Raw genomic sequence first — 25,150 nt, 5'->3', positions numbered from 1 at the left:
CGAGGGCATCCTCAATTCGTGACCTTTTCCGCGATGAGGCTGCTGTCTTGAAACAGCGCTGCCGACAGATCGGCAATCTCGTCATGAACTGCTGTGCGCTTGATGCCCGGGGGATCGGTAAAAAGTTCTGCCGCAAAGGCAAGGCCCAGCGCCGTACCCTCTGGCACGAAGACATAATGCCCAAGGCCGCCGCCGAAGATTTTAAGAGCGCTGCGCCGGAGCCGCGCATGCAGCCATGATGAACATTCTTCGGCCGGTGCCGCCGTGTCGGCATCGCCGACCAGGACAAGGGCAGGCGCATCGACAGCTTTCAGGCTTTCCTCGCTGAAGCCGAGAACGGACCGGCCCGGCGCGCAGATGAGGGCGGCCTTGATTCTGTCATCTCGGTAGGACTTCGACATGCGGCCCCACGAATCGCGAAACACATCGCTGGTGCGCAGCAATGCCGGGATATGATCGGCAAGGTCGGGAAACTCCCTTGGTCCGCGCGCGCCACCCGGTTTCATCCTGGACGGTTCGAACTGCGAGAACTGGGCGACAGCCCCAAGAAGCAGCATCACGCTATAAGCTCCGGCCGAAAACCCGGCTGCGAAGACGCTGTTCGTATCGATATGGCCAGAGAGATCGCTGAGCCACTCGTCGCGGTGGTCGAGCATGTAGCTTAGATCAGGCGCCCGCTCCCAAAGGCAGGCAAAGCCTTCGGCGCGATAGGGCTCGATGCCGGTATTGCCGTGGTGGCTGACGCCGAGCGCCGCAAATCCGCGATCGACCAGGCGTCGCGCCAGCCACTCCAGTCCGGCCGCGGATCCGCCGGTGCCATGCGACAACAGCAAGAGAGGATAGGGCTCGGCCTCCGATCGGATGGGTGCATTGCGGGCGACGGCCGCCTTCTGGAACCAGCTTCTTTCCGGGACGTCGCTTTGCGCGTCATCGGCGGCGGGATACCAGAGGGACCAACGGATGGGTCTGGGGCCGGCGGCGTCCCAGTTCGACCTCTTCTCGTCGTAGAGGACGCCGTCGCGAAAGCCCAGTGTCATCTCTTGGATGCCCCTTTGAACACGTCCCAGCCGTTAATTCGTCGCCTTCTCGACGGTGATGTCGCCGAATTCGTCGATCAGCACGGTCCAGCCATCCGGCTCCGCCGCAGGGTCGGTCTTCAGATAGACTGTGGCGAAGAGCCCCGGCTGCTTGATGATGCCGTTCGAATTCTCGGGGCGTATATCGGTCACGTAAGGTTTCAGGTCGCTGAACTCCTGCAACTCGATGGTCGAGGCGATCGCCGGGCCGGTCTCGGTCTGGGCAATCTGCTGCAGATAGACCTTCGAGGTCCTGTCCGGCTGGCGCACGGCAAAGAGCTTGTAATAGCCGCGGCGCTGCGCGGCCTCTCCCTCGGGATTGGCAACGCTCTCGGCGCCCGTCGGCGCCCGCTCGACATCAGGTGCGTTGCCGTCGTCCTCCCAATAGCCGGTGCTGGTCGCGAAAATCACCGATGCCGGCAGGAGGGCATCCTGCGCCGGCGCGGCCTCTGCTGTGACGCTCCATCCCGCAAGCAGGAGGCTGGTCATCAATATCCGTCGCATTGCCATCGTCTCAATCCTTGAACTGCTCGGCGAGAATACGGTCGGACCAGGAGCGGTCGGGATCAGACAGAATGCGCGCCGTGACATGCTCCGACTGGGCGATGCGAATATGCAGCACCGACTTGACCTCGGTATTGTCGGCCACCGCATTCACCGGCCGCTTCTCCGGCTCGAGAATGTCGATATCGACGGTTACCTTGTTCGGCAGCAGAGCGCCCCTCCAGCGCCGCGGCCTGAAAGCGCTGACCGGCGTCATGGCGAGCAGCGGCGCCTCGAGCGGCAGGATCGGGCCATGGGCGGAAAGATTATAAGCCGTCGATCCGGCGGGTGTCGCGACCATCAGCCCGTCGCAGATCAGTTCCTCCAGACGCACGCGCCCATCCACCATGACCCTCAGATTCGCGGCTTGGTAGGACTGGCGAAAAAGATAGACCTCGTTAATGGCGAGCGCCGTCGAGTTGGTGCCGTCGGCGTTGGCCGTCGTCATCTGCAATGGCCGGAAGACGTTTTCGACGGCGACACAGATGCGCTCCTGAAGCCGATCGGTACGATAATCGTTCATCAGGAAGCCGACCGAGCCGCGATTCATGCCGTAAACCAGCTTGCCGGAGTTCATGGTGTTGTGCAGCGTTTGCAGCATGAAACCGTCGCCGCCAAGCGCGACGATGACGTCGGCTTCGTCAGCCGGTACGTCACCATAGAGACCAATCAACTCCTCGCGCGCGGCAAGCGCCTCCGTCGTTGGTGAGGCGAGAAAGGAAAGCGTCTGAAATGAACGGCCCATGCAATGCCCTTTATGATGCTGCCCTAGCTAAAGGATAAAGGCCTTGTGCGACAAGGACGTTTTCTATCGCGAAGCGTTTTGAGCCGCAGCCGACCAGTCCACGCAGACGCGGATTTTCCCTTTACAGAATCACAGAATCTGTTAGTTGGGCAATTATTGCCCTTGTAGCTCAGTTGGTAGAGCACCTGATTTGTAATCAGGGGGTCGCGAGTTCGAACCTTGCCGGGGGCACCATTCTTTTCCGCGCGATACCGTTTGCTAGTCCATAGTCTGGGTTCGACGCTGTTGCGCTCAATCGCACCAGCAGACTTTTCAGAAGGTTCATATCGCTCGATGAACCGCGCGTGAAGGGCTGCTTCACCGCCAATTCAGCCGCGCCCGCTTATCTTCGCCTCATCATCAATGAGGAAATAGCCATGAAGCTCGCACATCTCTTTCTCGCCGCAACCATTTCCGTCGGCGCGGCTTTCGCGTCCGTCGCACCGGCGGCCGCCATGCCGGCCGAGCGGCCGGCGGTGACGGCGCAGGGCGACATCGTTCAAATTCGTGATGGCTGGCGAGGTGATCGCGACCACGACGACCGTGGCTGGCGACGTGATCGCGACCGGGATGATCGTGGCTGGCGCGATGGGCGCGATTGGCGCCGGTCCGACTGGCGCGATGATCGCCGTCACGGGCGGCGGTGGCGTGCCGAGCGTTGGCAGGAACGCCGCGACTGGCGCCATCGCGATCGCGGCATGCCGTTCTGGCTCTACCGCAGCTGACGATAACGGCCCGGATCATCCGGGCCGTTATTTTAGAGCATGATGCCGAAAAGTGTGATCGGTTTTCGGACGACATCATGCTCCCACTATTTATTTTTAGAACAGGATTCAGATTTTAGGCCGAGCCGGCCTAAAGTCATCCTGTTCTAATGAGTGAGGGGTTCGTTGACGCTCGCCTCGATCCTGTCGCCATTGCCGGTCTGTCCGGCGCCGGAGGGCGACATCATCGCGATGCTGAGTACGGAGGCGATCATGAAGGCGACGACGGCGATCATTATGCGCATAAGCGTTCAATCCTCGTTCGATTCCGGGATTAACGCATGATCTCCGTCCGCGTTCCTGCAAGTATTATTGCACCTGGCCCGGCGTCGCGGGGCCAGGCGCCGTCGGCGAGAGAGGATCGGGCTGGTGGATGGGGTGCGACGTGTCCACCCAAATGATGCTGATGATAATCACGACGAAGACCGCGATGAAGAGGATACCGAAAATCAGCGGTCGAATGGCCATGATAGGGATCGTTCCTTCTTGCTTGTGAGCCGGTCGCAACAACCGGTCGTCGCCCGATCATAGTGCTCCAGGGCGTCATTCCAAGGCAAAAGTGGATTTTTCCGGCATCGGTCGGGCGTTGCACGAGCGTTGTCCGTGTCCTTTTCCATTTGTCGCGCCGCATCGAACTCCTGCATAATTCCTTAAATCCGAATCGATAGCGCGTCTGAAAAGACGCGCGGCGCTGTACGTCACGGATGATCGTCTATCCCGTCGAAGTGGCCTATGCAGGCGATACGGCGCGCAGGCCGATGGACGGATCGACCGGCTGCCCTTGCTGCGGGCCAGCCTATGCCTTCAGGTGAAGCCGCGCCGCATAAAGCGCGATTGCTGCCGCATTCGAGACGTTGAGCGATTTGATCGAGCCCGGCATGTCGAGACGGGCAAGTGCGTTGACGGTTTCCCGCGTCTTCTGCCGAAGTCCCTTGCCCTCGGAGCCGAGCACGAGCGCCACCTTCTGGCCCGAGAAGGTGCCTTCGAGTGGCGCCGGCCCTTCCGAATCAAGGCCGATGGTGGAGAAACCGAGCTTGTGCAATTCACCGAGTGCATCGGCGAGATTGGTGACCTGTATATAAGGTATCAGTTCCAGCGCGCCGGAGGCGGACTTGGCGAGCACGCCCGATTCGGTCGGGCTGTGTCGCTGCGTGGTGATTACCGCGCCGGCATTGAAGGCGACGGCCGAGCGCATGATCGCGCCGACATTGTGCGGATCGGTCACCTGATCGAGGACGAGCAGGAGAGGACTTTCCTTCAGTGCTTCGAGCCGGCGTACCGGAAGCGGCCGTGTTTCCAGCATGACGCCCTGATGGATCGCCTCGGGGCCGAGCACCTTGTCGATCTCCTGCGGCGAAACGATCTCGAAGGGAATGCCGAGCGCCTCGAGGTCGACTTCGAGGCGCGCCAGCGCATTCTGAGTCACGAACAGCTTGATCTTCTTGCGCTCGGGATTGTCGAGCGCTGCGCGCACCGTATGCAGGCCATAGAGATGCACCTGGTCGGGCGCAAGCGCCGGCGGCTTCCAGTCTTCGCCGCCGCGCTTTCGCTTCTGCGGCTGAGGTGTCGGAATCTCCCCGCGTTCGCGCTTGGCGTCGCGGTGGGCGCGCCGCAGAGTGGCGTAATGCGTATCCTTGGCAGATGGGTCTGTCGCGGTCTTGCCGCCGGATTTGTTGTCTTTGCTCATGCAGCTTTATAGCCATGGCGCTCGCTGCCGCATAGGCTTTCTTTCATATGCCGGCTTTCGGTGGTGAATGAAATTTTTCGTGTTTTTTCCGTTGTCATCGTGTTGACAGACTGAAATGCTCCGGTCATATACGCGGCGCAGACGACGGGCAGCAACGCTTCGAAGTCTGACGAACTTGGTCTTGCGATCCGGACGAAAACTGGAGAGATGCCCGAGTGGTTAAAGGGGACGGACTGTAAATCCGTTGGCTCAGCCTACGTTGGTTCAAATCCAACTCTCTCCACCATTCGTCATCGGATCGGACCACCCCGCGGGTATAGCTCAATGGTAGAGCAGCAGCCTTCCAAGCTGAATACGCGGGTTCGATTCCCGCTACCCGCTCCAGTTTCCGTTACGCTACTTTATTCGACCGCTGCTGTGATAGTCCCCGAGATATCTCCGGCGCTGGCGAAGAAGCTGACGATTGCGATTATCGACTGGTGGGGAAGGGCGCTCTACGCCGAACGTCTATAGCGCGTCTCCGGCGGTCAATGCGATTTTCTCTAAGATTTCAGCGATTTTCGAGGGGGCTTTGGCGAATCGCCTTGCAGGCGGCGAATTGTCTCCCATATGCGCTGTCAGGCCAAGTTTGGCGTCTGCAATTAAGTCTTGCGCAATGTCGCTGAAAGCCTTAAACGGCGGCACTAAACCGGTTCGCCGGGGCCACCATTTTCGTTCACAGGAAGCATTCAAATGGGAAAGAGTAAGTTTGAGCGCAACAAGCCGCACGTCAACATTGGCACGATTGGCCACGTTGACCACGGCAAGACGTCTCTGACGGCAGCGATCACGAAGTACTTCGGTGAGTACAAGGCGTACGATCAGATCGACGCGGCTCCGGAAGAAAAGGCGCGTGGCATCACGATTTCGACGGCTCACGTTGAATACGAGACGCCGGCCCGCCACTACGCCCACGTCGACTGCCCCGGCCACGCCGACTACGTCAAGAACATGATCACCGGTGCTGCCCAGATGGACGGCGCGATCCTGGTGTGCTCGGCCGCTGACGGCCCGATGCCGCAGACGCGCGAACACATCCTGCTGGCTCGCCAGGTCGGCGTTCCGGCAATCGTGGTGTTCCTGAACAAGGTCGACCAGGTTGACGACGCCGAGCTTCTCGAACTGGTCGAGCTCGAAGTTCGCGAACTGCTGTCGTCCTACGACTTCCCGGGCGACGATATCCCGATCGTCAAGGGTTCGGCACTTGCTGCCCTTGAAGATTCGGACAAGAAGATCGGCGAAGACGCGATCCGCGAACTGATGGCTGCTGTCGACGCCTACATCCCGACGCCTGAGCGTCCGATCAACCTGCCGTTCTTGCTGCCGATCGAAGACGTGTTCTCGATCTCTGGCCGCGGTACGGTTGTGACCGGCCGCGTCGAGCGTGGCATTGTCAAGGTTGGCGAAGAAGTCGAGATCGTCGGCATCCGCCCGACGACGAAGACGACGGTGACCGGCGTTGAAATGTTCCGCAAGCTGCTCGATCAGGGCCAGGCTGGCGACAACATCGGCGCGCTGATCCGCGGCGTCACCCGTGACGGCGTTGAGCGTGGCCAGATTCTGTGCAAGCCGGGTTCGGTCAAGCCGCACAAGAAGTTCATGGCTGAAGCCTACATCCTGACGAAGGAAGAGGGTGGCCGTCATACGCCGTTCTTCACCAACTACCGTCCGCAGTTCTACTTCCGCACGACCGACGTGACCGGCATCGTAACGCTGCCGGAAGGCACGGAGATGGTCATGCCGGGCGACAACGTCACGGTATCGGTCGAGCTGATCGTTCCGATCGCGATGGAAGAAAAGCTGCGCTTCGCTATCCGCGAAGGCGGCCGCACCGTCGGCGCCGGTATCGTCGCGTCGATCGTCGAGTAACTTTCGAGTTATCCGCAATTATGAAGACCCCGCTGGAAACAGCGGGGTTTTTCATTTTCATGGCTTCCTGTAGGTTTAACAGGTGTTGTAAAAATATCGTTAAGTTGGCCTGTCACAGTATTTTGTTCATCTCACGTTCAGAAACCGGTTTGTGATTGGACCATTGTAGTCCAGACTCCTCCTTGCAAAGAGGAGAGCCCGGATGATTCCAAAGGCCACATTCGCTGCGACGATATTCGCGATGTATGTTTTCACGATGTTTTTCATCGCTGCAATTCCGCAAGAAGTTGTTCAGTCTGCCGTCGTGCAGATTGGCGAGGTAAGTGTCGTCAAGTGATGACCTTTGCCGAGCATCGCAGGGTTCTGCGGTGATCGGAAATGATCGGCCAGGTGCTCCCGGATAGGGCTTCTGGCGACGCGGGGGTGAACCCTTGCAGGACGCTCGCTTGCTCTTCGCGCGGAAGCGTCTATCTATGCCTCCGATTTCATGACGCGGAGGATATTCCATGAAGAGACGTATTCTATTCACCGGCGGTTCGGGCAAGGCAGGTCGCCATGCGGTGCCGTGGCTCGTCAATGCCGGTTACGAGGTTCACAACCTCGATCTCGTGCCGCTGGATAGCCCCGGCGTCACCAATCTCATCGCCGACATCACCGATAGCGGTCAGGTCTTCAACGCGCTCTCGATGCATCGCGATTTTCCCGATCTCGACGCGGGCAGGGGCGTGCAGCCCTTCGACGCCGTCGTGCATTTCGCCGCCATCCCGCGCATCTTGATCAAGCCCGATAACGAAACCTTCCGCATCAACACGATGGGCACCTATAATGTCATCGAGGCGGCGGTGAAGCTCGGCATCCGGAAGATCATCGTCGCATCGAGCGAGACGACTTACGGCGTCTGCTTCGCCGAAGGCCATCGCGATTTCCACCAGTTCCCGCTGGAGGAGGATTACGACGTCAATCCAATGGATTCCTACGGCCTTTCCAAAGTGGTCAACGAAAAGACGGCGCGCGCCTTTGCCGAACGTTCGGGCTTCGACATCTATGCGCTGCGCATCGGCAACGTCATCGAGCCTGACGAGTACGAGAAGTTTCCGACCTATTTCGCCAATCCCGAGATGCGCAAGCGCATCGCCTGGAGCTATATCGACGCCCGCGACCTCGGGCAGATCTGCCATCTCTGCATCGAGAAGGACGGTCTCGGCTACCAGGTCTTCAACGCTGCCAACGACACCGTCTCTGCCAATACGCCATCGAAGGAGCTTGCGAAACGATTCTTCCCGAACGTGCCCTTCACCCGCGAGATCGGCGAATATGAGGGCCTGCTCTCCAACCGCAAGATCCGCGAGGTGCTGGGTTTTAAGGAAGAGCACGATTGGCGGAAATATGTGAAGGTCTGAACGGACCGTCGTTCCGCGATTGAAAGGCCGATCGCTCGCATATCAGGAGAATGGCTTTGAAAATCGAAAATCGTGCTTGCCAATCCCGTGTCGTCGTCTTAAAGGGAGCGCCATGCTTTTCAGCAGCGATTTGCGGGCCTTGGCTCAGGCGCTGAATGATCGGTATGAAGGGGTATAGCTCAGTTGGTAGAGCGGCGGTCTCCAAAACCGCAGGTCGTAGGTTCGAGCCCTACTGCCCCTGCCATTTTCCTGGATGCGGGACAGCGCGGACATGCTCGCTGCATTTCCGGTCGGGGATTGATTGGTGGTAAGTAATTTCGTTAAACTTCGGTTTCCCCCTTGTGTATTCGGAAATCGGTGTTTATTTAGGGTTCAACAGACACGCGGTGCGTGGGGCTGATAGTTTCAGCTTTACGCGCCGTAATTGCGTGGGCAGTCGATGGCATCCAAATCCAATCCGTTTGCGTTTCTGCAGCAGGTTCGCTCCGAGACGTCCAAAGTTACATGGCCGTCGCGCCGCGAGACCATGATCTCGACGGTCATGGTGCTGGTGATGGTGGTTTTCGCCGCGCTGTTTTTCTTTGCCGCTGACCAGCTGATCGGCTGGGCTCTGAGCTTCGTGCTGAATACCGGCAACTGATACGGGTGGAAATGAAAATGGCGGCACGTTGGTACATCGTCCACGCATATTCAAATTTTGAAAAGAAGGTGGCTGAAGACATCGAGAACAAGGCTCGCCAGAAGGGGCTTGAGCATCTGTTCGAGAAGATCCTCGTGCCGACTGAAAAGGTGGTGGAAGTGCGTCGCGGCCGCAAGGTCGATTCCGAGCGCAAGTTTTTCCCGGGCTATGTCATGGTTCGTGCCAATCTGACGGACGAAGCCTACCACCTGATCAAGAATACGCCGAAGGTCACAGGTTTCCTCGGCTCCGACAATAAGCCCGTTCCGATTCCGGATTATGAAGCCGAGCGCATTCTCGGTCAGGTTCAGGAAGGTGTCGAGCGGCCGAAGGCCTCCATTACCTTCGAGATCGGCGAGCAGGTCCGCGTTTCCGACGGTCCGTTCGCGTCGTTCAACGGCACGGTTCAGGATGTGGACGAAGAACGTTCGCGCCTGAAGGTGGAAGTGTCGATCTTCGGCCGCGCAACGCCGGTCGAGCTGGAATACGCTCAGGTCGAGAAGGTCTGATTGCAGAAACTGGAAGCTGGCCCTTGCGGCCTGTTTCCTGCGGACCTTGTCCGCACCCGCGTGGAAGGTGAGGGGTCTTAGCCGGACCCTAAGGATCCGCACCACGCAACCGCAGCCGCCGGAGAGATTCGGCATCACGGGCCGGGCGACCGGCCGTTCATGAAAGGCAGAGAGATATGGCTAAGAAAGTTGCAGGCCAGCTCAAGCTTCAGGTCAAGGCAGGATCGGCAAACCCGTCCCCGCCGATTGGTCCGGCGCTTGGTCAGCGTGGCATTAACATCATGGAATTCTGCAAGGCGTTCAATGCCGCCACGCAGGAAATGGAAAAGGGCATGCCGATTCCGGTCGTCATTACCTATTACCAGGACAAGTCCTTCACCTTCGCGATGAAGCAGCCGCCGGTCAGCTACTGGCTGAAGAAGGAAGCGAAGATCACGTCCGGTTCCAAGACGCCCGGCAAGGGCGCCAAGGCCGGCTCCCTCACCAAGGCTCAGATCAAGTCGATCGCAGAAGCCAAGATGAAGGATCTGAACGCAGCGGATATCGAAGGTGCAATGGCGATGATCGAGGGCTCTGCCCGCGCCATGGGCCTGGAAGTGGTGGGTTAAGATCATGGCTGGTAAGCGCACGCAGAAGATCAACGAAGGTGTTGATCCCACCAAGCTCTACGCTCTGACCCTGGCCATCGGCATGGTCAAGGAACGGGCTGTCGCCAAGTTCGACGAAACCATCGAAGTCTCGATGAACCTCGGCGTTGACCCGCGCCATGCGGACCAGATGGTTCGCGGCGTCGTCAACCTGCCGAACGGCACCGGCCGTACGGTTCGCGTTGCCGTCTTCGCTCGTGGCGCCAAGGCTGACGAAGCCAAGGCTGCCGGTGCCGATATCGTCGGCGCCGAAGAGCTCGTCGAAATCGTCCAGGGCGGCAAGATCGAATTCGATCGCTGCATCGCCACCCCCGACATGATGCCGCTCGTCGGCCGTCTCGGTAAGGTTCTAGGCCCCCGCGGCATGATGCCGAACCCGAAGGTGGGCACCGTCACCATGGACGTCGCCGGAGCTGTCAAGGCTTCCAAGGGCGGCGCTGTCGAGTTCCGCGTCGAGAAGGCCGGCATCGTCCATGCCGGTATCGGCAAGGCTTCGTTCGACGCCAAGGCTCTGGAAGAAAACATCCGTGCCTTTGCTGACGCCGTCATCAAGGCGAAGCCGGCTGGCGCCAAGGGCAACTACGTCAAGCGCGTGGCGATTTCCTCGACCATGGGCCCGGGCGTCAAGATTGAGCCCGGCTCGGTCACCGGTGCTCCGGCTGCGTAAGTTTATGACCGGGCTTTAAGTCCGGCGACTGAATTTCCGGCCTCGCAAGGGGCCGGAATATTCCGGAGAAATCCGGAATCCTGTCCGAGATTGCAGGTGGTTTTCCCTTAATCACTGTGCCTGCATGAGACGGGTAAGACCCGAATTGCAAGAAGTTCGCTTCTAGGAACTCGGTTCGAGCCTTGGATGCCTTGTGCCTCTTTAGCCTTGATTGGCGCGAGAGCGCGGGGGGACAGGATCCTCAAGCGTCGCTTGGGATCTCTCATGATCCCAGGAGGCAAAAGGCAACCGGCGGGCCCATTTTCGGTCCCGCCAACTGGAGATAGGCAGTGGAAAGAGCGGAAAAACGCGAATTCGTCACGGAACTGAACGAAGTCTTCAAGGCTTCGGGCTCAGTTGTCGTGGCCCACTATGCTGGTGCCACAGTCGCGCAGATGAACGATTTTCGTTCGAAGATGCGCGCAGCTGGCGGTACCGTCAAAGTCGCGAAGAACCGCCTGGCCAAGATTGCCCTTCAGGGTACGGAAGCGGAAGGGATGTCCAATCTCTTCAAGGGTCAGACGCTGATTGCATACAGCACCGATCCGATCACCGCTCCGAAGGTCGTCATGGATTTCGCCAAGACCAATGACAAGATCATTGTTCTGGGCGGCGCCATGGGAACAACCACGCTCAACGCCGATGCAGTCAAGTCGCTTGCGACCCTGCCTTCGCTCGATGAGCTGCGTGCGAAGCTGCTGGGCATGATCCAGACACCGGCTACCCGCATCGCTGGGGTTGTTGCAGCACCGGCAAGCCAGCTTGCCCGCGTGTTTGCGGCCTACGCCAAGAAGGACGAAGCCGCGTAAGGCGGTTTTTCGCTGTTTATAATCAACCGGTTCGAACCGAACAAAAGGAACTAGTAAAATGGCTGATCTCGCAAAGATCGTTGACGACCTCTCCTCGCTGACCGTTCTGGAAGCTGCAGAACTGTCGAAGCTTCTCGAAGAAAAGTGGGGCGTTTCCGCTGCTGCTCCGGTAGCTGTTGCTGCCGCTGCCGGCGGTGCTGCTGCTGCTGTCGTTGAAGAAGAAAAGACCGAATTCGACGTCATCCTCGTCGAAGCTGGTGCCAACAAGATCAACGTCATCAAGGAAGTCCGCGCCATCACTGGTCTCGGCCTCAAGGAAGCCAAGGATCTCGTTGAAGCCGCTCCGAAGGCTGTCAAGGAAGGCGTCAACAAGGCTGAAGCCGCTGACATCAAGAAGAAGCTTGAAGACGCTGGCGCCAAGGCCGACGTCAAGTAATCTTGAACTGCTTTTGGGAGGCAGTATCTCTACTGCCTCCCATTTGCCGTTTTTCTGAACGAATTACCCAAAAGCCGCGTCGAAACGGCTTTTGGGTAATGGGTTCTTCAAAAGGATGGTCTCGCACCGAGGGCAGCACAGCAATCCGAGCTGAGCGTTTTCTGGGGTCGGACGAGATTGAACTACTCATTGATTGACGGGATCGACTGGCCATCGGTTCCCGTCCGTTGCAGGCCCGGGTGCAAGATTTTGAAGGAGCGACGATGGCTCAGACCCTTTCGTTCAACGGTCGTAGGCGCGTACGCAAGTTTTTTGGTAAGATCCCCGAAGTCGCAGAAATGCCGAACCTCATCGAGGTTCAGAAGGCGTCCTACGACCAGTTTCTGATGGTTGAAGAGCCGAAGGGCGGCCGACCCGACGAGGGTCTTCAGGCCGTTTTCAAGTCGGTTTTCCCGATCACCGATTTCTCCGGCGCATCCATGCTGGAATTCGTGTCCTACGAGTTCGAACCGCCGAAGTTTGACGTTGACGAATGCCGTCAGCGCGACCTGACCTATGCAGCGCCGCTGAAGGTGACGCTGCGCCTCATCGTGTTCGATATCGACGAGGATACCGGCGCGAAGTCGATCAAGGACATCAAGGAACAGTCCGTTTACATGGGCGACATGCCGCTCATGACCAACAACGGCACGTTCATCGTCAACGGCACCGAGCGCGTCATCGTCTCCCAGATGCACCGTTCGCCGGGCGTCTTCTTCGACCACGACAAGGGCAAGAGCCATTCGTCCGGCAAGCTGCTCTTTGCTGCGCGCGTCATCCCCTATCGCGGTTCCTGGCTCGATATCGAATTCGACGCCAAGGACATCGTCTATGCTCGTATCGACCGCCGCCGCAAGATCCCTGTCACGTCGCTGCTGATGGCGCTCGGCATGGACGGCGAGGAAATCCTCGACACCTTCTACACGAAGTCGCTCTACAAGCGCGACGGCGAAGGCTGGCGCATTCCCTTCAAGCCGGAAACGCTGAAGGGTGCCAAGGCGATCACCGAGATGGTCGACGCCGATACCGGCGAAGTCGTCGTCGAAGCCGGCAAGAAGCTGACCCCGCGCCTGCTGCGCACACTGTCCGACAAGGGTCTGAAGGCCCTCAAGGCCGCCGACGACGATCTGTATGGCAACTACCTTGCCGGCGATATCGTCAACTACTCGACGGGTGAAATCTACCTCGAGGCCGGCGACGAAATCGACGAGAAGACGCTTGGTATCATCCTGGCGAACGGCTTCGACGAGATCCCGGTTCTCGGCATCGATCACATCAATGTCGGCGCCTATATCCGCAACACGCTGACAGCCGACAAGAACGAGAACCGTCAGGACGCTCTGTTCGACATCTACCGCGTCATGCGTCCGGGTGAGCCGCCGACCATGGAATCGGCCGAAGCCATGTTCAACTCGCTGTTCTTCGATGCGGAGCGTTACGACCTCTCCGCCGTTGGCCGCGTCAAGATGAACATGCGCCTCGACCTGACCGTCGAAGACACCGTCCGCATCCTGCGCAAGGACGACATCCTGGCCGTGGTCAGGATGCTGGTCGAACTGCGCGACGGCAAGGGCGAGATCGACGACATCGACAACCTCGGCAACCGCCGCGTCCGTTCGGTCGGCGAGCTGATGGAAAACCAGTACCGTCTCGGCCTGCTTCGCATGGAGCGCGCGATCAAGGAACGCATGTCCTCGATCGAGATCGACACGGTCATGCCGCAGGATCTGATCAATGCCAAGCCGGCAGCTGCTGCCGTGCGTGAATTCTTCGGTTCCTCGCAGCTTTCGCAGTTCATGGACCAGGTCAACCCGCTCTCGGAAATCACCCACAAGCGCCGTCTTTCGGCTCTTGGCCCGGGCGGTCTGACCCGTGAGCGCGCCGGCTTCGAAGTCCGCGACGTGCATCCGACCCACTATGGCCGCATCTGCCCGATCGAAACGCCGGAAGGCCCGAACATCGGTCTCATCAACTCGCTTGCTACCTTTGCCCGCGTCAACAAGTACGGCTTCATCGAAAGCCCGTACCGCCGCATCGTCGACGGCAAGGTGACGAGCGACGTGCTCTACCTCTCCGCCATGGAAGAGGCGAAGTACTACGTCGCCCAGGCCAACGCCGAGATGAACGCTGACGGTTCCTTTGTCGACGAATTCGTCGTCTGCCGTCATGCCGGCGAAGTCATGCTCGCCCCGCGCGATAGCATGAACCTGATGGACGTCTCGCCGAAGCAGGTCGTTTCGGTCGCAGCCGCGCTTATCCCGTTCCTGGAAAACGACGACGCCAACCGCGCGCTCATGGGCTCGAACATGCAGCGTCAGGCAGTGCCGCTGCTGCGTGCCGAAGCTCCGTTCGTCGGTACCGGCATGGAGCCGGTCGTCGCCCGTGACTCTGGCGCTGCCATCGGCGCCCGCCGCGGCGGCGTGGTCGACCAGGTCGACGCGACGCGTATCGTTATCCGCGCCACGGAAGACCTCGAAGCCGGCAAGTCCGGCGTCGATATCTACCGCCTGCAGAAGTTCCAGCGTTCGAACCAGAACACCTGCGTCAACCAGCGCCCGCTGGTCACCGTCGGTGACGAGGTCAACCGCGGCGACATCCTCGCCGACGGCCCGTCGACCGATCTCGGCGACCTGGCACTCGGCCGCAACGCGCTCGTCGCGTTCATGCCCTGGAACGGCTACAACTACGAAGACTCGATCCTGCTCTCCGAGCGTATCGTTGCCGACGACGTGTTCACCTCCATCCACATCGAAGAATTCGAAGTGATGGCGCGCGACACCAAGCTTGGTCCTGAGGAAATCACCCGCGATATTCCGAACGTTTCGGAAGAAGCGCTGAAGAACCTCGACGAAGCCGGTATCGTCTATATCGGCGCCGAAGTTCAGCCGGGCGATATCCTCGTCGGCAAGATCACCCCGAAGGGCGAAAGCCCGATGACGCCGGAAGAAAAGCTTCTGCGCGCCATCTTCGGCGAAAAGGCCTCCGACGTGCGCGACACCTCCATGCGCATGCCGCCCGGCACCTACGGCACCATCGTCGAAGTCCGCGTCTTCAACCGCCACGGCGTTGAAAAGGACGAGCGCGCGATGGCGATCGAGCGCGAAGAAATCGAGCGTCTGGCAAAGGACCGCGACGACGAGCAGGCGATCCTCGACCGTAACGTCTACGGCCGTCTGATCGAGATGCTGCGTGGCCAGGCCTCCATCGCCGGCCCGAAGGGCTTCAAGAAGGGAGCCGAGCTTTCGAACGCCGTCGTCTCCGAATATCCCCGCTCGCAGTGGTGGATGTTTGCGGTCGAAGACGAAAAGGTCCAGAGCGAACTCGAAGCGCTCCGCGGTCAGTACGACGAATCCAAGTCGCGCCTTGAACAGCGCTTCATGGACAAGGTCGAAAAGGTCCAGCGCGGCGATGAAATGCCTCCTGGCGTCATGAAGATGGTCAAGGTCTTCGTCGCCGTAAAGCGCAAGATCCAGCCGGGCGACAAGATGGCCGGCCGTCACGGGAACAAGGGCGTCGTTTCGCGCATTGTGCCGGTGGAGGACATGCCTTTCCTCGAAGACGGTACGCACGTCGACGTCGTTCTGAACCCGCTCGGCGTGCCTTCGCGCATGAACGTCGGCCAGATCCTGGAAACGCATCTGGGTTGGGCTTGCGCCGGCATGGGTCGCCAGATCGGCGAACTGATCGACGCATACAAGGCCAATGGCAACATTGAGCCGCTGCGCAAGACCATCGGCGATGTCGTCGGAGACGGCCCGAAGGCCGAGCAGGTTCATGAGTTCGACGACGACTCGGTTCTGCGTCTCGCCGACCAGTGGAAGCGCGGCGTTTCGATTGCGACGCCTGTTTTCGACGGCGCGAACGAAGCCGACGTCAACGACATGCTGCGTCTGGCAGGTCTCAAGGATAGCGGTCAGTCGACGCTCTATGATGGCCGTACCGGTGAGCAGTTCGACCGTCAGGTGACCGTGGGCTACATCTACATGCTGAAGCTCAACCACTTGGTCGACGACAAGATCCACGCTCGTTCGATCGGTCCTTACTCGCTCGTGACCCAGCAGCCGCTGGGCGGCAAGGCGCAGTTCGGCGGCCAGCGCTTCGGCGAAATGGAAGTCTGGGCGCTCGAAGCATACGGCGCGGCCTACACGCTGCAGGAAATGCTGACGGTGAAGTCGGACGACGTCGCCGGCCGCACCAAGGTCTACGAAGCCATCGTCCGCGGAGACGACACGTTCGAAGCCGGTATTCCGGAAAGCTTCAACGTTCTCGTCAAGGAAATGCGCTCGCTGGGCCTCAGCGTCGAGCTCGAGAACACCAAGCTTGACGAGGCGCAGGCAGCTCAGCTGCCCGACGCGGCCGAGTAAGCACTTGATAGGGCGTGCGCTGCCAACGCGGCGCACGCCGGTCCCACCGGGCGCCGTATCCGTGTCGGCCCGGAAGGGAAGTTTCGCCGCATCCAGCGGTTATTCTCGTTTAAGCGAGGGAGGCGGCTCCCGGGAATTTGCCGCCGACCATCGCATTTTGAGGGCGCTTTAGCCCATGAAGGAGACAGGCATGAACCAAGAGGTCATGAATCTTTTCAATCCGCAGGTGCCTGCACAGAATTTCGATTCCATTCGGATTTCGATCGCGTCTCCGGAGAAGATCCTCTCCTGGTCTTACGGTGAGATCAAGAAGCCGGAAACCATCAACTACCGTACGTTCAAGCCGGAACGCGACGGTCTGTTCTGCGCGCGCATCTTCGGGCCGATCAAGGACTACGAATGCCTGTGCGGCAAGTACAAGCGCATGAAGTACAAGGGCATCATCTGCGAAAAGTGCGGCGTCGAAGTCACGCTGTCGCGCGTTCGCCGTGAGCGCATGGGCCATATCGAGCTCGCCGCTCCCGTTGCCCACATCTGGTTCCTGAAGTCGCTGCCATCACGCATTTCGACGCTGCTCGACATGACGCTGAAGGATGTCGAGCGCGTCCTCTACTTCGAAAACTACATCGTCACCGAGCCGGGCCTGACCGCCCTGAAGGAGCACCAGCTCCTCTCGGAAGAAGAGTACATGCTCGCTGTCGACGAATACGGCGAAGACCAGTTCACCGCGATGATCGGCGCCGAGGCGATCTACGAGATGCTGGCCTCGATGAACCTCGAAAAGATCGCTGGCGACCTGCGTGCCGAGCTTGCCGACACCACGTCGGATCTCAAGCAGAAGAAGCTGATGAAGCGCTTGAAGATCGTCGAGAACTTCATGGAGTCGGGCAACCGTCCGGAATGGATGATCATGAAGGTCGTTCCGGTCATCCCGCCGGATCTGCGTCCGCTGGTTCCGCTCGACGGCGGCCGTTTCGCGACGTCGGATCTGAACGATCTCTACCGCCGCGTCATCAACCGTAACAACCGTCTGAAGCGCCTGATCGAGCTTCGTGCGCCTGGCATCATCATCCGCAACGAAAAGCGCATGCTGCAGGAATCCGTTGACGCGCTGTTCGACAACGGCCGTCGCGGCCGTGTCATCACCGGCGCCAACAAGCGTCCGCTGAAGTCGCTCTCCGACATGCTGAAGGGCAAGCAGGGCCGCTTCCGCCAGAACCTGCTCGGCAAGCGCGTCGACTATTCCGGCCGTTCGGTCATCGTCACCGGTCCGGAACTGAAGCTGCACCAGTGCGGCCTGCCGAAGAAGATGGCGCTCGAGCTCTTCAAGCCGTTCATCTATGCCCGCCTCGACGCCAAGGGTTACTCCTCGACGGTCAAGCAGGCCAAGAAGCTGGTCGAGAAGGAAAAGCCGGAAGTCTGGGATATCCTCGACGAGGTTATCCGCGAGCATCCGGTTCTCTTGAACCGCGCACCGACGTTGCACCGCCTGGGCATCCAGGCCTTCGAACCTATCCTGGTCGAAGGCAAGGCGATCCAGCTGCATCCGCTCGTCTGCACGGCCTTCAACGCCGACTTCGATGGCGACCAGATGGCCGTTCACGTGCCGCTGTCGCTCGAAGCCCAGCTCGAAGCCCGCGTGCTGATGATGTCGACCAATAACATCTTGCATCCGGCCAACGGCGCGCCGATCATCGTTCCCTCGCAGGACATGGTTCTCGGCCTCTACTATCTGTCGATCCTCAACCAGAACGAGCCGGGCGAAGGCATGGCCTTCTCCGATCTCGGCGAGCTGCATCACGCCCTCGAAAGCAAGGTCGTGACGCTGCACACCAAGATCCGCGGCCGCTTCAAGTCGGTCGACGAGGATGGCAAGCCTTACTCGAAGATCTATGAGACGACGCCTGGCCGTCTGCTCATCGGCGAACTGCTGCCGAAGAACGGCAAGGTGCCCTTCGATATCTGCAACCAGGAAATGACCAAGAAGAACATCTCGAAGATGATCGACACGGTCTATCGCCATTGCGGCCAGAAGGACACGGTCATTTTCTGCGACCGCATCATGCAGCTCGGCTTCGCCCACGCCTGCCGCGCCGGCATTTCGTTCGGCAAGGACGACATGGTCATTCCGGATGCCAAGGCCAAGATCGTTGCCGACACCGAAAACCTGGTGAAGGAATACGAGCAGCAGTATAATGACGGCCTCATCACCCAGGGCGAGAAGTACAACAAAGTTGTCGACGCCTGGGGCAAGGCGACCGAAAAGGTCGCCGAAGAGATGATGGCCCGCATTAAGGCGGTCGAATTCGACGAGAAGACCGGTCGCCAGAAGCCGATGAACTCGATCTACATGATGAGCCACTCCGGTGCCCGCGGTTCTCCGAACCAGATGCGCCAGCTGGGCGGCATGCGTGGCCTCATGGCCAAGCCGTCGGGCGAAATCATCGAGACCCCGATCATCTCGAACTTCAAGGAAGGCCTGACCGTCAACGAGTACTTCAACTCGACGCACGGCGCCCGTAAGGGTCTGGCAGACACCGCCCTGAAGACCGCCAACTCCGGCTACCTGACCCGCCGTCTCGTCGACGTCGCGCAGGATTGCATCGTCACGCACGTCGATTGCGGAACGCAGACGGGCCTCACCATGACCGCCATCGTCGATGCCGGCCAGGTGGTTGCCTCGATCGGCGCCCGTATCCTCGGCCGCACGGCGCTCGACGACATCGACCATCCGGTCACGGGTGAGCGTATCGTCGATGCCGGCAGGATGATCCTTGAGCCCGACGTCGTCGAAATCGAGAAGGCCGGCATCCAGTCGATCCGCATCCGCTCGGCACTGACCTGCGAAATCCAGACGGGCGTCTGCTCGGTCTGCTACGGCCGCGACCTCGCGCGCGGTACGCCGGTCAATATGGGCGAAGCCGTCGGCGTCATCGCTGCTCAGTCGATCGGCGAGCCGGGCACCCAGCTCACCATGCGTACCTTCCACCTTGGCGGTACGGCAACCGTGGTCGACCAGTCGTTCCTCGAAGCTTCGTACGAAGGTACGGTGCAGATCAAGAATCGCAACATCCTGCGCAACTCCGATGGCAACCTCGTTGCCATGGGCCGCAACATGACCGTCCAGATCCTGGACGAACGTGGTGTCGAGCGGTCGTCGCAGCGTGTGGCCTACGGTTCGAAGCTGCATGTCGACGAAGGCGACAAGGTCAAGCGCGGCCAGCGCCTGGCAGAGTGGGACCCCTACACCCGTCCGATGATGACGGAAGTGGCCGGTACCGTTCAGTTTGAAGATCTGGTCGACGGTCTCTCCGTTCTGGAAGCGACCGACGAATCGACCGGCATCACCAAGCGTCAGGTTATCGACTGGCGTTCGACCCCGCGCGGCTCGGACCTCAAGCCGGCGATCGTCATCAAGGATGCCAGCGGCAATATCGCGAAGCTGTCTCGCGGTGGTGACGCCCGCTTCTTCCTCTCGGTCGATGCGATCCTGTCGGTCGAGCCGGGCACGAAGGTCTCCCAGGGTGACGTTCTCGCTCGTTCGCCGCTCGAAAGCGCCAAGACCAAGGATATCACCGGCGGTCTGCCGCGTGTTGCCGAGCTGTTCGAAGCCCGCCGTCCGAAGGACCACGCCATCATCGCAGAGATCGATGGTACGATCCGTCTCGGCCGCGACTACAAGAACAAGCGTCGCGTCATCATCGAGCCGGCGGAAGACGGTGTCGAGCCTGTCGAATACCTGATCCCGAAGGGCAAGCCCTTCCACCTTCAGGAAGGCGACTATATCGAAAAGGGTGACTACATCCTCGACGGTAACCCGGCTCCGCACGACATCCTGGCGATCAAGGGCGTGGAGGCTCTGGCCTCCTACCTCGTCAACGAGATCCAGGAAGTCTACCGCCTGCAGGGCGTCGTCATCAACGACAAGCACATCGAGGTGATTGTCCGTCAGATGCTGCAGAAGGTGGAAATCACCGATGCAGGCGACTCGACCTATATCGTCGGCGACAATGTCGACCGGATAGAGCTCGAAGACGTCAACGATCACCTGATCGAGCAGGGCAAGAAGCCAGCCTACGGCGATCCGGTTCTTCTCGGCATCACCAAGGCATCGCTGCAGACCCCGTCCTTCATCTCGGCCGCGTCCTTCCAGGAAACGACCAAGGTGCTGACGGAAGCTGCGATCGCCGGCAAGACCGACGGCCTGCAGGGTCTGAAAGAAAACGTCATCGTCGGCCGCCTCATCCCGGCCGGTACCGGCGGCACCATGACCCAGATCCGCCGCATCGCCACGTCGCGCGACGAGATGATCCTCGAAGAGCGCCGCAAGGGCACGGGTGCTGCCGTTGCCACGCCGATGCTGCAGGACATGGCCGAAAAGGCTCCGGCTGCGGAATAACCCGCAGCTGAAGTCTATGAAATTGAAAAACCGCCCGGAGCGATCCGGGCGGTTTTTGTTTTATCTGCTCTGATTATTTGGCGGGGAGGGGCTGCTTCCGCTTATGCTGCCTTGGCAGCGTGACCAGCGGCTCCCTTCAGTTGAACCGAATGATCGCGACTTCGCCTTCGACGGCGCCCTGGTAGGCAGATGCGTGCGGCTCTTCGGCCGGGACCTCGGTCAGCATGCCGATCTGGTCGAGATCTGCTTCGATGAAGCCTTCCTCGGCAAGGGCGTTCAAGGCCTCGCGTACGGCAGTGTCGTCGTCAGGCGCCTTCAGCATGATGTGCAGGTCGATGCCTTCGCTGGCGTCGGACTCGTAGCCCTTGCCGATGATGATGAAGATCATCGGGCCGTCGAAATTATTGTCGTTATCAGGTGTCGTGATCATCGCCTGTCCTTCGGCTCTTTGACGATTCGTTCGCTCGAATCCTGCTGGGAGGGCCGAACGCCGCAATTGCTGATTCCTTAACTGCTTTTGCTGCAATGCCCAAGTTTTTATCTTGGGGCACAGCCGTGAATTCGTCTAGAAGGATGAAACAGGGCGTTCGGCCGGCATATCAAGGCGATACGGCGAGTTTATTTCTTAACCGGCCTTGACGAGACGGGTGGAAACCAGTAGTACCCCGGCCATCAGATCCCATGTGAGGCTTGGCTGTTCGGGGCGACTCGCCCTGAAGTTCACCTCAAACAAGGTTCTAAACGCACGTTGAAGTCATGATGCTGCACGCACGACGCATATTCTATGCGTCCTCTGCTCCTTGTGGTCCATCTGCGGAAGCGGATCGGGCCATATTTTGCGCATTGACGGAAAGCGCGCGTCACTGCCGGAGACGGCGCGAGTTCAAGCCCGCAAGGGTACTGAGATAAAACGTAAGGGATGGTTGAATGCCTACCGTAAACCAGCTGATCCGCAAGCCTCGCCAGGCGAACGTAAAGCGTAACAAGGTTCCCGCACTCCAGGAGAACCCGCAGAAGCGCGGCGTTTGCACGCGCGTCTACACGACGACGCCGAAGAAGCCGAACTCGGCTCTGCGTAAGGTCGCAAAGATCCGCCTGACCAACGGCTTCGAAGTCATTGGTTACATCCCCGGCGAAGGTCACAACCTTCAGGAACACTCCGTCGTCATGATCCGTGGCGGCCGCGTCAAGGACCTTCCGGGTGTCCGTTATCACATCATCCGCGGCGTTCTCGATACCCAGGGTGTCAAGAACCGCAAGCAGCGCCGCTCCAAGTACGGCGCGAAGCGTCCGAAGTAATTCGGTTTTTGAATAATCCGGCGCTGCGCGAGGTCCTCCGCGTCATGAAGCGCCTTAACGGTTGAAGAGACAAAATATGTCCAGACGTCATAAAGCAGAAAAGCGCGAGATCAATCCGGACCCGAAGTTCGGCGATCTCGTCGTCACCAAGTTCATGAATGCCATTATGCTCGACGGCAAGAAGTCCGTTGCTGAAAACATCGTCTACGGTGCGTTCGACGTTGTCCAGGGCAAGGCCAAGCAGGAGCCGCTCACGGTTTTCCATTCTGCGCTTGAGAACATTGCCCCGCACGTTGAAGTTCGCTCGCGTCGTGTCGGTGGTGCGACCTATCAGGTCCCCGTCGATGTTCGTCCGGAGCGCCGCCAGGCTCTTGCTATTCGCTGGCTGATCGCTGCTGCCCGCAAGCGCAATGAAACGACTATGGTTGACCGCCTTTCCGGCGAACTGCTCGATGCGTCCAACAACCGCGGCTCCGCCGTCAAGAAGCGCGAAGACACGCACAAGATGGCTGACGCCAACCGCGCGTTCTCGCACTATCGCTGGTAATTCCGAACGGTATCGAAAGGCAGTCCACAATGGCTCGCGAATATAAGATCGAAGACTACCGTAATTTCGGTATCATGGCGCATATCGACGCCGGCAAGACCACGACCACCGAGCGTATTCTTTATTACACCGGCAAGTCGCACAAGATCGGCGAAGTCCACGACGGCGCAGCCACCATGGACTGGATGGAGCAGGAGCAGGAGCGTGGCATCACGATCACCTCTGCTGCCACCACGACCTACTGGAAGGGCCGTGACGGCAAAACGCGCCGCTTCAACATCATCGACACTCCCGGCCACGTCGACTTCACCATTGAAGTCGAGCGTTCGCTGCGCGTTCTCGACGGGGCCATCGCGCTGCTCGACGCTAACGCCGGTGTTGAGCCGCAGACGGAAACCGTCTGGCGTCAGGCTGAAAAGTACAATGTCCCGCGGATGATCTTCTGCAACAAGATGGACAAGACCGGTGCGGACTTCTACCGCTCCGTCGAGATGATCAAGACCCGTCTCGGTGCAACGGCTGTCGTCATGCAGCTGCCGATCGGTGCAGAAACCGAATTCAAGGGCGTCATCGACCTGGTCGAGATGAACGCACTCATCTGGCGCGACGAGTCGCTCGGCGCCCAGTGGGATGTCGTCGAGATCCCCGAGGACATGAAGGCCAAGGCTGAAGAATATCGCGAAAAGCTGATCGAGACGGTCGTCGACATCGACGAAGCCGCCACCGAAGCTTACCTCGAAGGCATTCTGCCCGACAACGATCAGATCCGTGCGCTGGTTCGCCGCGGCACGATCGACGTCAAGTTCCATCCGATGTTCTGCGGCACCGCCTTCAAGAACAAGGGCGTGCAGCCGCTGCTCGACGCCGTCGTCGACTACCTGCCGTCGCCGATGGACATCCCGGCGATCAAGGGCATCGATTTCAAGACGGAAGCCGAAATCGAGCGTCATGCCGATGACAGCGAGCCGCTTTCCATGCTCGCCTTCAAGATCATGAACGACCCCTTCGTCGGTTCGCTGACCTTCGCCCGCATCTACTCCGGCAAGCTCGAGAAGGGCACGTCGGTCATCAACACGGTCAAGGACAAGCGCGAGCGCGTCGGCCGTATGCTGCAGATGCACTCCAACTCGCGTGAAGACATCGAAGAAGCCTTCGCAGGCGACATCGTTGCTCTCGCTGGCCTCAAGGAAACCACGACGGGCGACACGCTCTGCGATCCGCTGAAGCCGGTTATCCTCGAGCGCATGGAATTCCCGGAGCCGGTCATCCAGATCGCCATCGAGCCGAAGACCAAGGGCGACCAGGAAAAGATGGGCCTCGCGCTCAACCGCCTGGCTGCTGAAGATCCGTCCTTCCGCGTCAAGACCGACCAGGAATCAGGCCAGACCATCATCGCCGGCATGGGCGAACTGCATCTCGACATCATCGTCGACCGCATGCGTCGTGAATTCAAGGTCGAAGCAACTGTCGGCGCGCCGCAGGTTGCCTACCGCGAAACCATCACCCGGACGCATGAAGAAGACTACACGCACAAGAAGCAGTCCGGTGGTACCGGCCAGTTCGCGCGCGTCAAGATCGTCTTCGAACCGAACCCGGACGGCGACGAATTCAAGTTCGAATCGAAGATCGTCGGCGGTTCCGTTCCGAAGGAATATATCCCCGGCGTCCAGAAGGGCATCGAAAGCGTTCTGTCTTCGGGTCCGCTCGCAGGCTTCCCGATGCTCGGCGTCAAGGCGACCCTCATCGACGGCGCCTTCCACGACGTCGACTCCTCGGTTCTTGCCTTCGAAATCGCATCGCGTGCCTGCTTCCGTGAAGCAGCCAGGAAGGCCGGCGCTCAGCTGCTCGAGCCGATGATGAAGGTCGAAGTCGTCACCCCGGAAGATTACGTCGGCGACGTTATCGGCGACCTGAACTCCCGTCGCGGTCAGATCCAGGGCCAGGAAAGCCGTGGTATCGCCGTCGTCATCAACGCGAACGTCCCGCTCGCGAACATGTTCAAATACGTCGACAACCTGCGCTCCATGTCCCAGGGCCGCGCCCAGTACACGATGACCTTCGATCACTATTCGCCGGTCCCGTCGAACGTCGCAACTGAAATCCAGGCAAAGTATTCCGGTCAGAAGTGACCGGAATACCAATTGACCGATAACAAGAATTAGATCCCTTCGGGGACTAGCAAAACGGAGACCCGAAAATGGGAAAGAGTAAGTTTGAGCGCAACAAGCCGCACGTCAACATTGGCACGATTGGCCACGTTGACCACGGCAAGACGTCTCTGACGGCAGCGATCACGAAGTACTTCGGTGAGTACAAGGCGTACGACCAGATCGACGCGGCTCCGGAAGAAAAGGCGCGTGGCATCACGATTTCGACGGCTCACGTTGAATACGAGACGCCGGCCCGCCACTACGCCCACGTCGACTGCCCCGGCCACGCCGACTACGTCAAGAACATGATCACCGGTGCTGCCCAGATGGACGGCGCGATCTTGGTGTGCTCGGCCGCTGATGGCCCGATGCCGCAGACGCGCGAACACATCCTGCTGGCTCGT

Annotated in this window: 23 protein-coding genes and 4 tRNA genes; 20 read left to right on the top strand and 7 right to left on the bottom strand. The window is 59.7% G+C overall.

Features of this window, described 5'->3' with window-relative positions; translation table 11 throughout:
* Positions 1-11: 11 nt before the first annotated feature.
* From HX899_RS33470 to HX899_RS33460, 3 genes are read right to left on the bottom strand one after another with little or no spacing between them, the layout of a single operon-like run.
* On the bottom strand, positions 12-1,037 hold the full coding sequence (locus HX899_RS33470) for a dienelactone hydrolase (RefSeq protein WP_171599462.1): 1,026 nt from the start codon (positions 1,035-1,037) through the stop codon (positions 12-14).
* A gap of 33 nt (positions 1,038-1,070) precedes the next feature.
* The gene (locus tag HX899_RS33465; protein WP_171599463.1) at positions 1,071-1,586 is read right to left on the bottom strand and encodes a hypothetical protein; all 516 of its coding nucleotides are present in this window, start codon (positions 1,584-1,586) and stop codon (positions 1,071-1,073) included.
* A gap of 4 nt (positions 1,587-1,590) precedes the next feature.
* Complete coding sequence (locus HX899_RS33460; RefSeq protein WP_017993642.1) at positions 1,591-2,364, bottom strand: NAD kinase; 774 nt, start codon at positions 2,362-2,364, stop codon at positions 1,591-1,593.
* 158 nt (positions 2,365-2,522) lie between these two features.
* On the opposite strand from HX899_RS33460, the gene HX899_RS33455 reads away from it, so the two are divergent.
* A tRNA-Thr gene (locus HX899_RS33455) sits at positions 2,523-2,598 on the top strand.
* A 110-nt stretch (positions 2,599-2,708) separates the two neighbouring features.
* Complete coding sequence (locus HX899_RS33450) at positions 2,709-3,128, top strand: hypothetical protein (RefSeq protein ID WP_171599487.1); 420 nt, start codon at positions 2,709-2,711, stop codon at positions 3,126-3,128.
* A 146-nt stretch (positions 3,129-3,274) separates the two neighbouring features.
* Here HX899_RS33450 and HX899_RS33445 read toward each other — a convergent pair whose 3' ends face one another.
* The 3 genes from HX899_RS33445 to rlmB form a co-directional block, all read right to left on the bottom strand.
* On the bottom strand, positions 3,275-3,412 hold the full coding sequence (locus tag HX899_RS33445; RefSeq protein ID WP_171599488.1) for a hypothetical protein: 138 nt from the start codon (positions 3,410-3,412) through the stop codon (positions 3,275-3,277).
* A gap of 64 nt (positions 3,413-3,476) precedes the next feature.
* Complete coding sequence (locus tag HX899_RS33440; RefSeq protein WP_003558513.1) at positions 3,477-3,635, bottom strand: hypothetical protein; 159 nt, start codon at positions 3,633-3,635, stop codon at positions 3,477-3,479.
* Positions 3,636-3,963: 328 nt separating this feature from the next.
* Positions 3,964-4,854, bottom strand: coding sequence for a 23S rRNA (guanosine(2251)-2'-O)-methyltransferase RlmB (gene rlmB, locus HX899_RS33435; protein WP_138328198.1), 891 nt, complete (start codon positions 4,852-4,854; stop codon positions 3,964-3,966).
* A 201-nt stretch (positions 4,855-5,055) separates the two neighbouring features.
* Here rlmB and HX899_RS33430 point away from each other — a divergent pair.
* The 14 genes from HX899_RS33430 (at position 5,056) to rpoC (ending at position 20,750) form a co-directional block, all read left to right on the top strand.
* Positions 5,056-5,140 (top strand) — tRNA-Tyr (locus HX899_RS33430).
* A gap of 24 nt (positions 5,141-5,164) precedes the next feature.
* A tRNA-Gly gene (locus HX899_RS33425) sits at positions 5,165-5,238 on the top strand.
* 348 nt (positions 5,239-5,586) lie between these two features.
* Positions 5,587-6,762 (top strand): elongation factor Tu, encoded by a 1,176-nt coding sequence (gene tuf / locus HX899_RS33420; RefSeq protein WP_020049533.1) that lies wholly within the window; start codon positions 5,587-5,589, stop codon positions 6,760-6,762.
* Between the two features lie 202 nt (positions 6,763-6,964).
* A complete protein-coding gene (locus HX899_RS35515) occupies positions 6,965-7,099 on the top strand; it encodes a hypothetical protein (RefSeq protein ID WP_003547509.1) in 135 nt (44 codons plus the stop codon).
* 169 nt (positions 7,100-7,268) lie between these two features.
* Complete coding sequence (locus HX899_RS33415; RefSeq protein ID WP_017960033.1) at positions 7,269-8,162, top strand: NAD(P)-dependent oxidoreductase; 894 nt, start codon at positions 7,269-7,271, stop codon at positions 8,160-8,162.
* 168 nt (positions 8,163-8,330) lie between these two features.
* A tRNA-Trp gene (locus tag HX899_RS33410) sits at positions 8,331-8,406 on the top strand.
* A gap of 195 nt (positions 8,407-8,601) precedes the next feature.
* On the top strand, positions 8,602-8,802 hold the full coding sequence (secE, locus tag HX899_RS33405) for a preprotein translocase subunit SecE (RefSeq protein WP_003547514.1): 201 nt from the start codon (positions 8,602-8,604) through the stop codon (positions 8,800-8,802).
* 17 nt (positions 8,803-8,819) lie between these two features.
* Positions 8,820-9,350 (top strand): transcription termination/antitermination protein NusG, encoded by a 531-nt coding sequence (gene nusG / locus HX899_RS33400; protein WP_003547516.1) that lies wholly within the window; start codon positions 8,820-8,822, stop codon positions 9,348-9,350.
* Positions 9,351-9,526: 176 nt separating this feature from the next.
* On the top strand, positions 9,527-9,958 hold the full coding sequence (gene rplK / locus HX899_RS33395; RefSeq protein ID WP_003547518.1) for a 50S ribosomal protein L11: 432 nt from the start codon (positions 9,527-9,529) through the stop codon (positions 9,956-9,958).
* A 4-nt stretch (positions 9,959-9,962) separates the two neighbouring features.
* Entirely contained in the window at positions 9,963-10,664 is a 702-nt protein-coding gene (gene rplA, locus HX899_RS33390; RefSeq protein WP_012757015.1) for a 50S ribosomal protein L1, read from the top strand.
* A gap of 329 nt (positions 10,665-10,993) precedes the next feature.
* Entirely contained in the window at positions 10,994-11,512 is a 519-nt protein-coding gene (rplJ, locus tag HX899_RS33385; RefSeq protein WP_003547522.1) for a 50S ribosomal protein L10, read from the top strand.
* Positions 11,513-11,570: 58 nt separating this feature from the next.
* Positions 11,571-11,948, top strand: a complete 378-nt coding sequence (gene rplL, locus HX899_RS33380; protein WP_003547523.1) for a 50S ribosomal protein L7/L12 — start codon at positions 11,571-11,573, stop codon at positions 11,946-11,948.
* Between the two features lie 263 nt (positions 11,949-12,211).
* Complete coding sequence (gene rpoB, locus HX899_RS33375) at positions 12,212-16,351, top strand: DNA-directed RNA polymerase subunit beta (protein WP_012757017.1); 4,140 nt, start codon at positions 12,212-12,214, stop codon at positions 16,349-16,351.
* 190 nt (positions 16,352-16,541) lie between these two features.
* The gene (gene rpoC / locus HX899_RS33370; protein WP_026158635.1) at positions 16,542-20,750 is read left to right on the top strand and encodes a DNA-directed RNA polymerase subunit beta'; all 4,209 of its coding nucleotides are present in this window, start codon (positions 16,542-16,544) and stop codon (positions 20,748-20,750) included.
* A 136-nt stretch (positions 20,751-20,886) separates the two neighbouring features.
* Here the strand turns inward: rpoC and HX899_RS33365 are convergent, their stop codons facing one another.
* The gene (locus tag HX899_RS33365) at positions 20,887-21,180 is read right to left on the bottom strand and encodes a hypothetical protein (protein ID WP_003547528.1); all 294 of its coding nucleotides are present in this window, start codon (positions 21,178-21,180) and stop codon (positions 20,887-20,889) included.
* Between the two features lie 497 nt (positions 21,181-21,677).
* On the opposite strand from HX899_RS33365, the gene rpsL reads away from it, so the two are divergent.
* The 4 genes from rpsL to HX899_RS35400 all read left to right on the top strand — a co-directional run.
* Positions 21,678-22,049: a 30S ribosomal protein S12 gene (rpsL, locus tag HX899_RS33360; RefSeq protein ID WP_003547537.1), complete on the top strand. Its 372-nt coding sequence runs from the start codon at positions 21,678-21,680 to the stop codon at positions 22,047-22,049.
* Between the two features lie 76 nt (positions 22,050-22,125).
* The gene (rpsG, locus tag HX899_RS33355; protein WP_011651422.1) at positions 22,126-22,596 is read left to right on the top strand and encodes a 30S ribosomal protein S7; all 471 of its coding nucleotides are present in this window, start codon (positions 22,126-22,128) and stop codon (positions 22,594-22,596) included.
* A gap of 29 nt (positions 22,597-22,625) precedes the next feature.
* Positions 22,626-24,725, top strand: coding sequence for an elongation factor G (fusA, locus tag HX899_RS33350; protein ID WP_017993648.1), 2,100 nt, complete (start codon positions 22,626-22,628; stop codon positions 24,723-24,725).
* Positions 24,726-24,793: 68 nt separating this feature from the next.
* Positions 24,794-25,150: GTP-binding protein (locus tag HX899_RS35400; protein WP_246697239.1), on the top strand; the 357-nt coding region annotated here is incomplete at its 3' end.

The sequence above is a fragment of the Rhizobium sp. WYCCWR 11146 genome (assembly GCF_013591995.1).
In the GTDB taxonomy this organism is placed as follows: Bacteria; Pseudomonadota; Alphaproteobacteria; order Rhizobiales; family Rhizobiaceae; genus Rhizobium; species Rhizobium indicum.
The sequence above is the reverse complement of the archived record's forward strand: the minus strand, read 5'-3'. Positions and strand labels throughout refer to the sequence as shown.

Coding starts and splice junctions, on each gene's coding strand:
- HX899_RS33470 (WP_171599462.1), bottom strand. CDS start 1,037: ATGACACTGGGCTTTCGCGACGGCGTCCTCTACGACGAGAAGAGGTCG.
- HX899_RS33465 (WP_171599463.1), bottom strand. CDS start 1,586: ATGGCAATGCGACGGATATTGATGACCAGCCTCCTGCTTGCGGGATGG.
- HX899_RS33460 (WP_017993642.1), bottom strand. CDS start 2,364: ATGGGCCGTTCATTTCAGACGCTTTCCTTTCTCGCCTCACCAACGACG.
- HX899_RS33445 (WP_171599488.1), bottom strand. CDS start 3,412: ATGCGCATAATGATCGCCGTCGTCGCCTTCATGATCGCCTCCGTACTC.
- HX899_RS33440 (WP_003558513.1), bottom strand. CDS start 3,635: ATGGCCATTCGACCGCTGATTTTCGGTATCCTCTTCATCGCGGTCTTC.
- rlmB (WP_138328198.1), bottom strand. CDS start 4,854: ATGAGCAAAGACAACAAATCCGGCGGCAAGACCGCGACAGACCCATCT.
- tuf (WP_020049533.1), top strand. CDS start 5,587: ATGGGAAAGAGTAAGTTTGAGCGCAACAAGCCGCACGTCAACATTGGC.
- HX899_RS35515 (WP_003547509.1), top strand. CDS start 6,965: ATGATTCCAAAGGCCACATTCGCTGCGACGATATTCGCGATGTATGTT.
- HX899_RS33415 (WP_017960033.1), top strand. CDS start 7,269: ATGAAGAGACGTATTCTATTCACCGGCGGTTCGGGCAAGGCAGGTCGC.
- secE (WP_003547514.1), top strand. CDS start 8,602: ATGGCATCCAAATCCAATCCGTTTGCGTTTCTGCAGCAGGTTCGCTCC.
- nusG (WP_003547516.1), top strand. CDS start 8,820: ATGGCGGCACGTTGGTACATCGTCCACGCATATTCAAATTTTGAAAAG.
- rplK (WP_003547518.1), top strand. CDS start 9,527: ATGGCTAAGAAAGTTGCAGGCCAGCTCAAGCTTCAGGTCAAGGCAGGA.
- rplA (WP_012757015.1), top strand. CDS start 9,963: ATGGCTGGTAAGCGCACGCAGAAGATCAACGAAGGTGTTGATCCCACC.
- rplL (WP_003547523.1), top strand. CDS start 11,571: ATGGCTGATCTCGCAAAGATCGTTGACGACCTCTCCTCGCTGACCGTT.
- rpoB (WP_012757017.1), top strand. CDS start 12,212: ATGGCTCAGACCCTTTCGTTCAACGGTCGTAGGCGCGTACGCAAGTTT.
- rpoC (WP_026158635.1), top strand. CDS start 16,542: ATGAACCAAGAGGTCATGAATCTTTTCAATCCGCAGGTGCCTGCACAG.
- HX899_RS33365 (WP_003547528.1), bottom strand. CDS start 21,180: ATGATCACGACACCTGATAACGACAATAATTTCGACGGCCCGATGATC.
- rpsL (WP_003547537.1), top strand. CDS start 21,678: ATGCCTACCGTAAACCAGCTGATCCGCAAGCCTCGCCAGGCGAACGTA.
- rpsG (WP_011651422.1), top strand. CDS start 22,126: ATGTCCAGACGTCATAAAGCAGAAAAGCGCGAGATCAATCCGGACCCG.
- fusA (WP_017993648.1), top strand. CDS start 22,626: ATGGCTCGCGAATATAAGATCGAAGACTACCGTAATTTCGGTATCATG.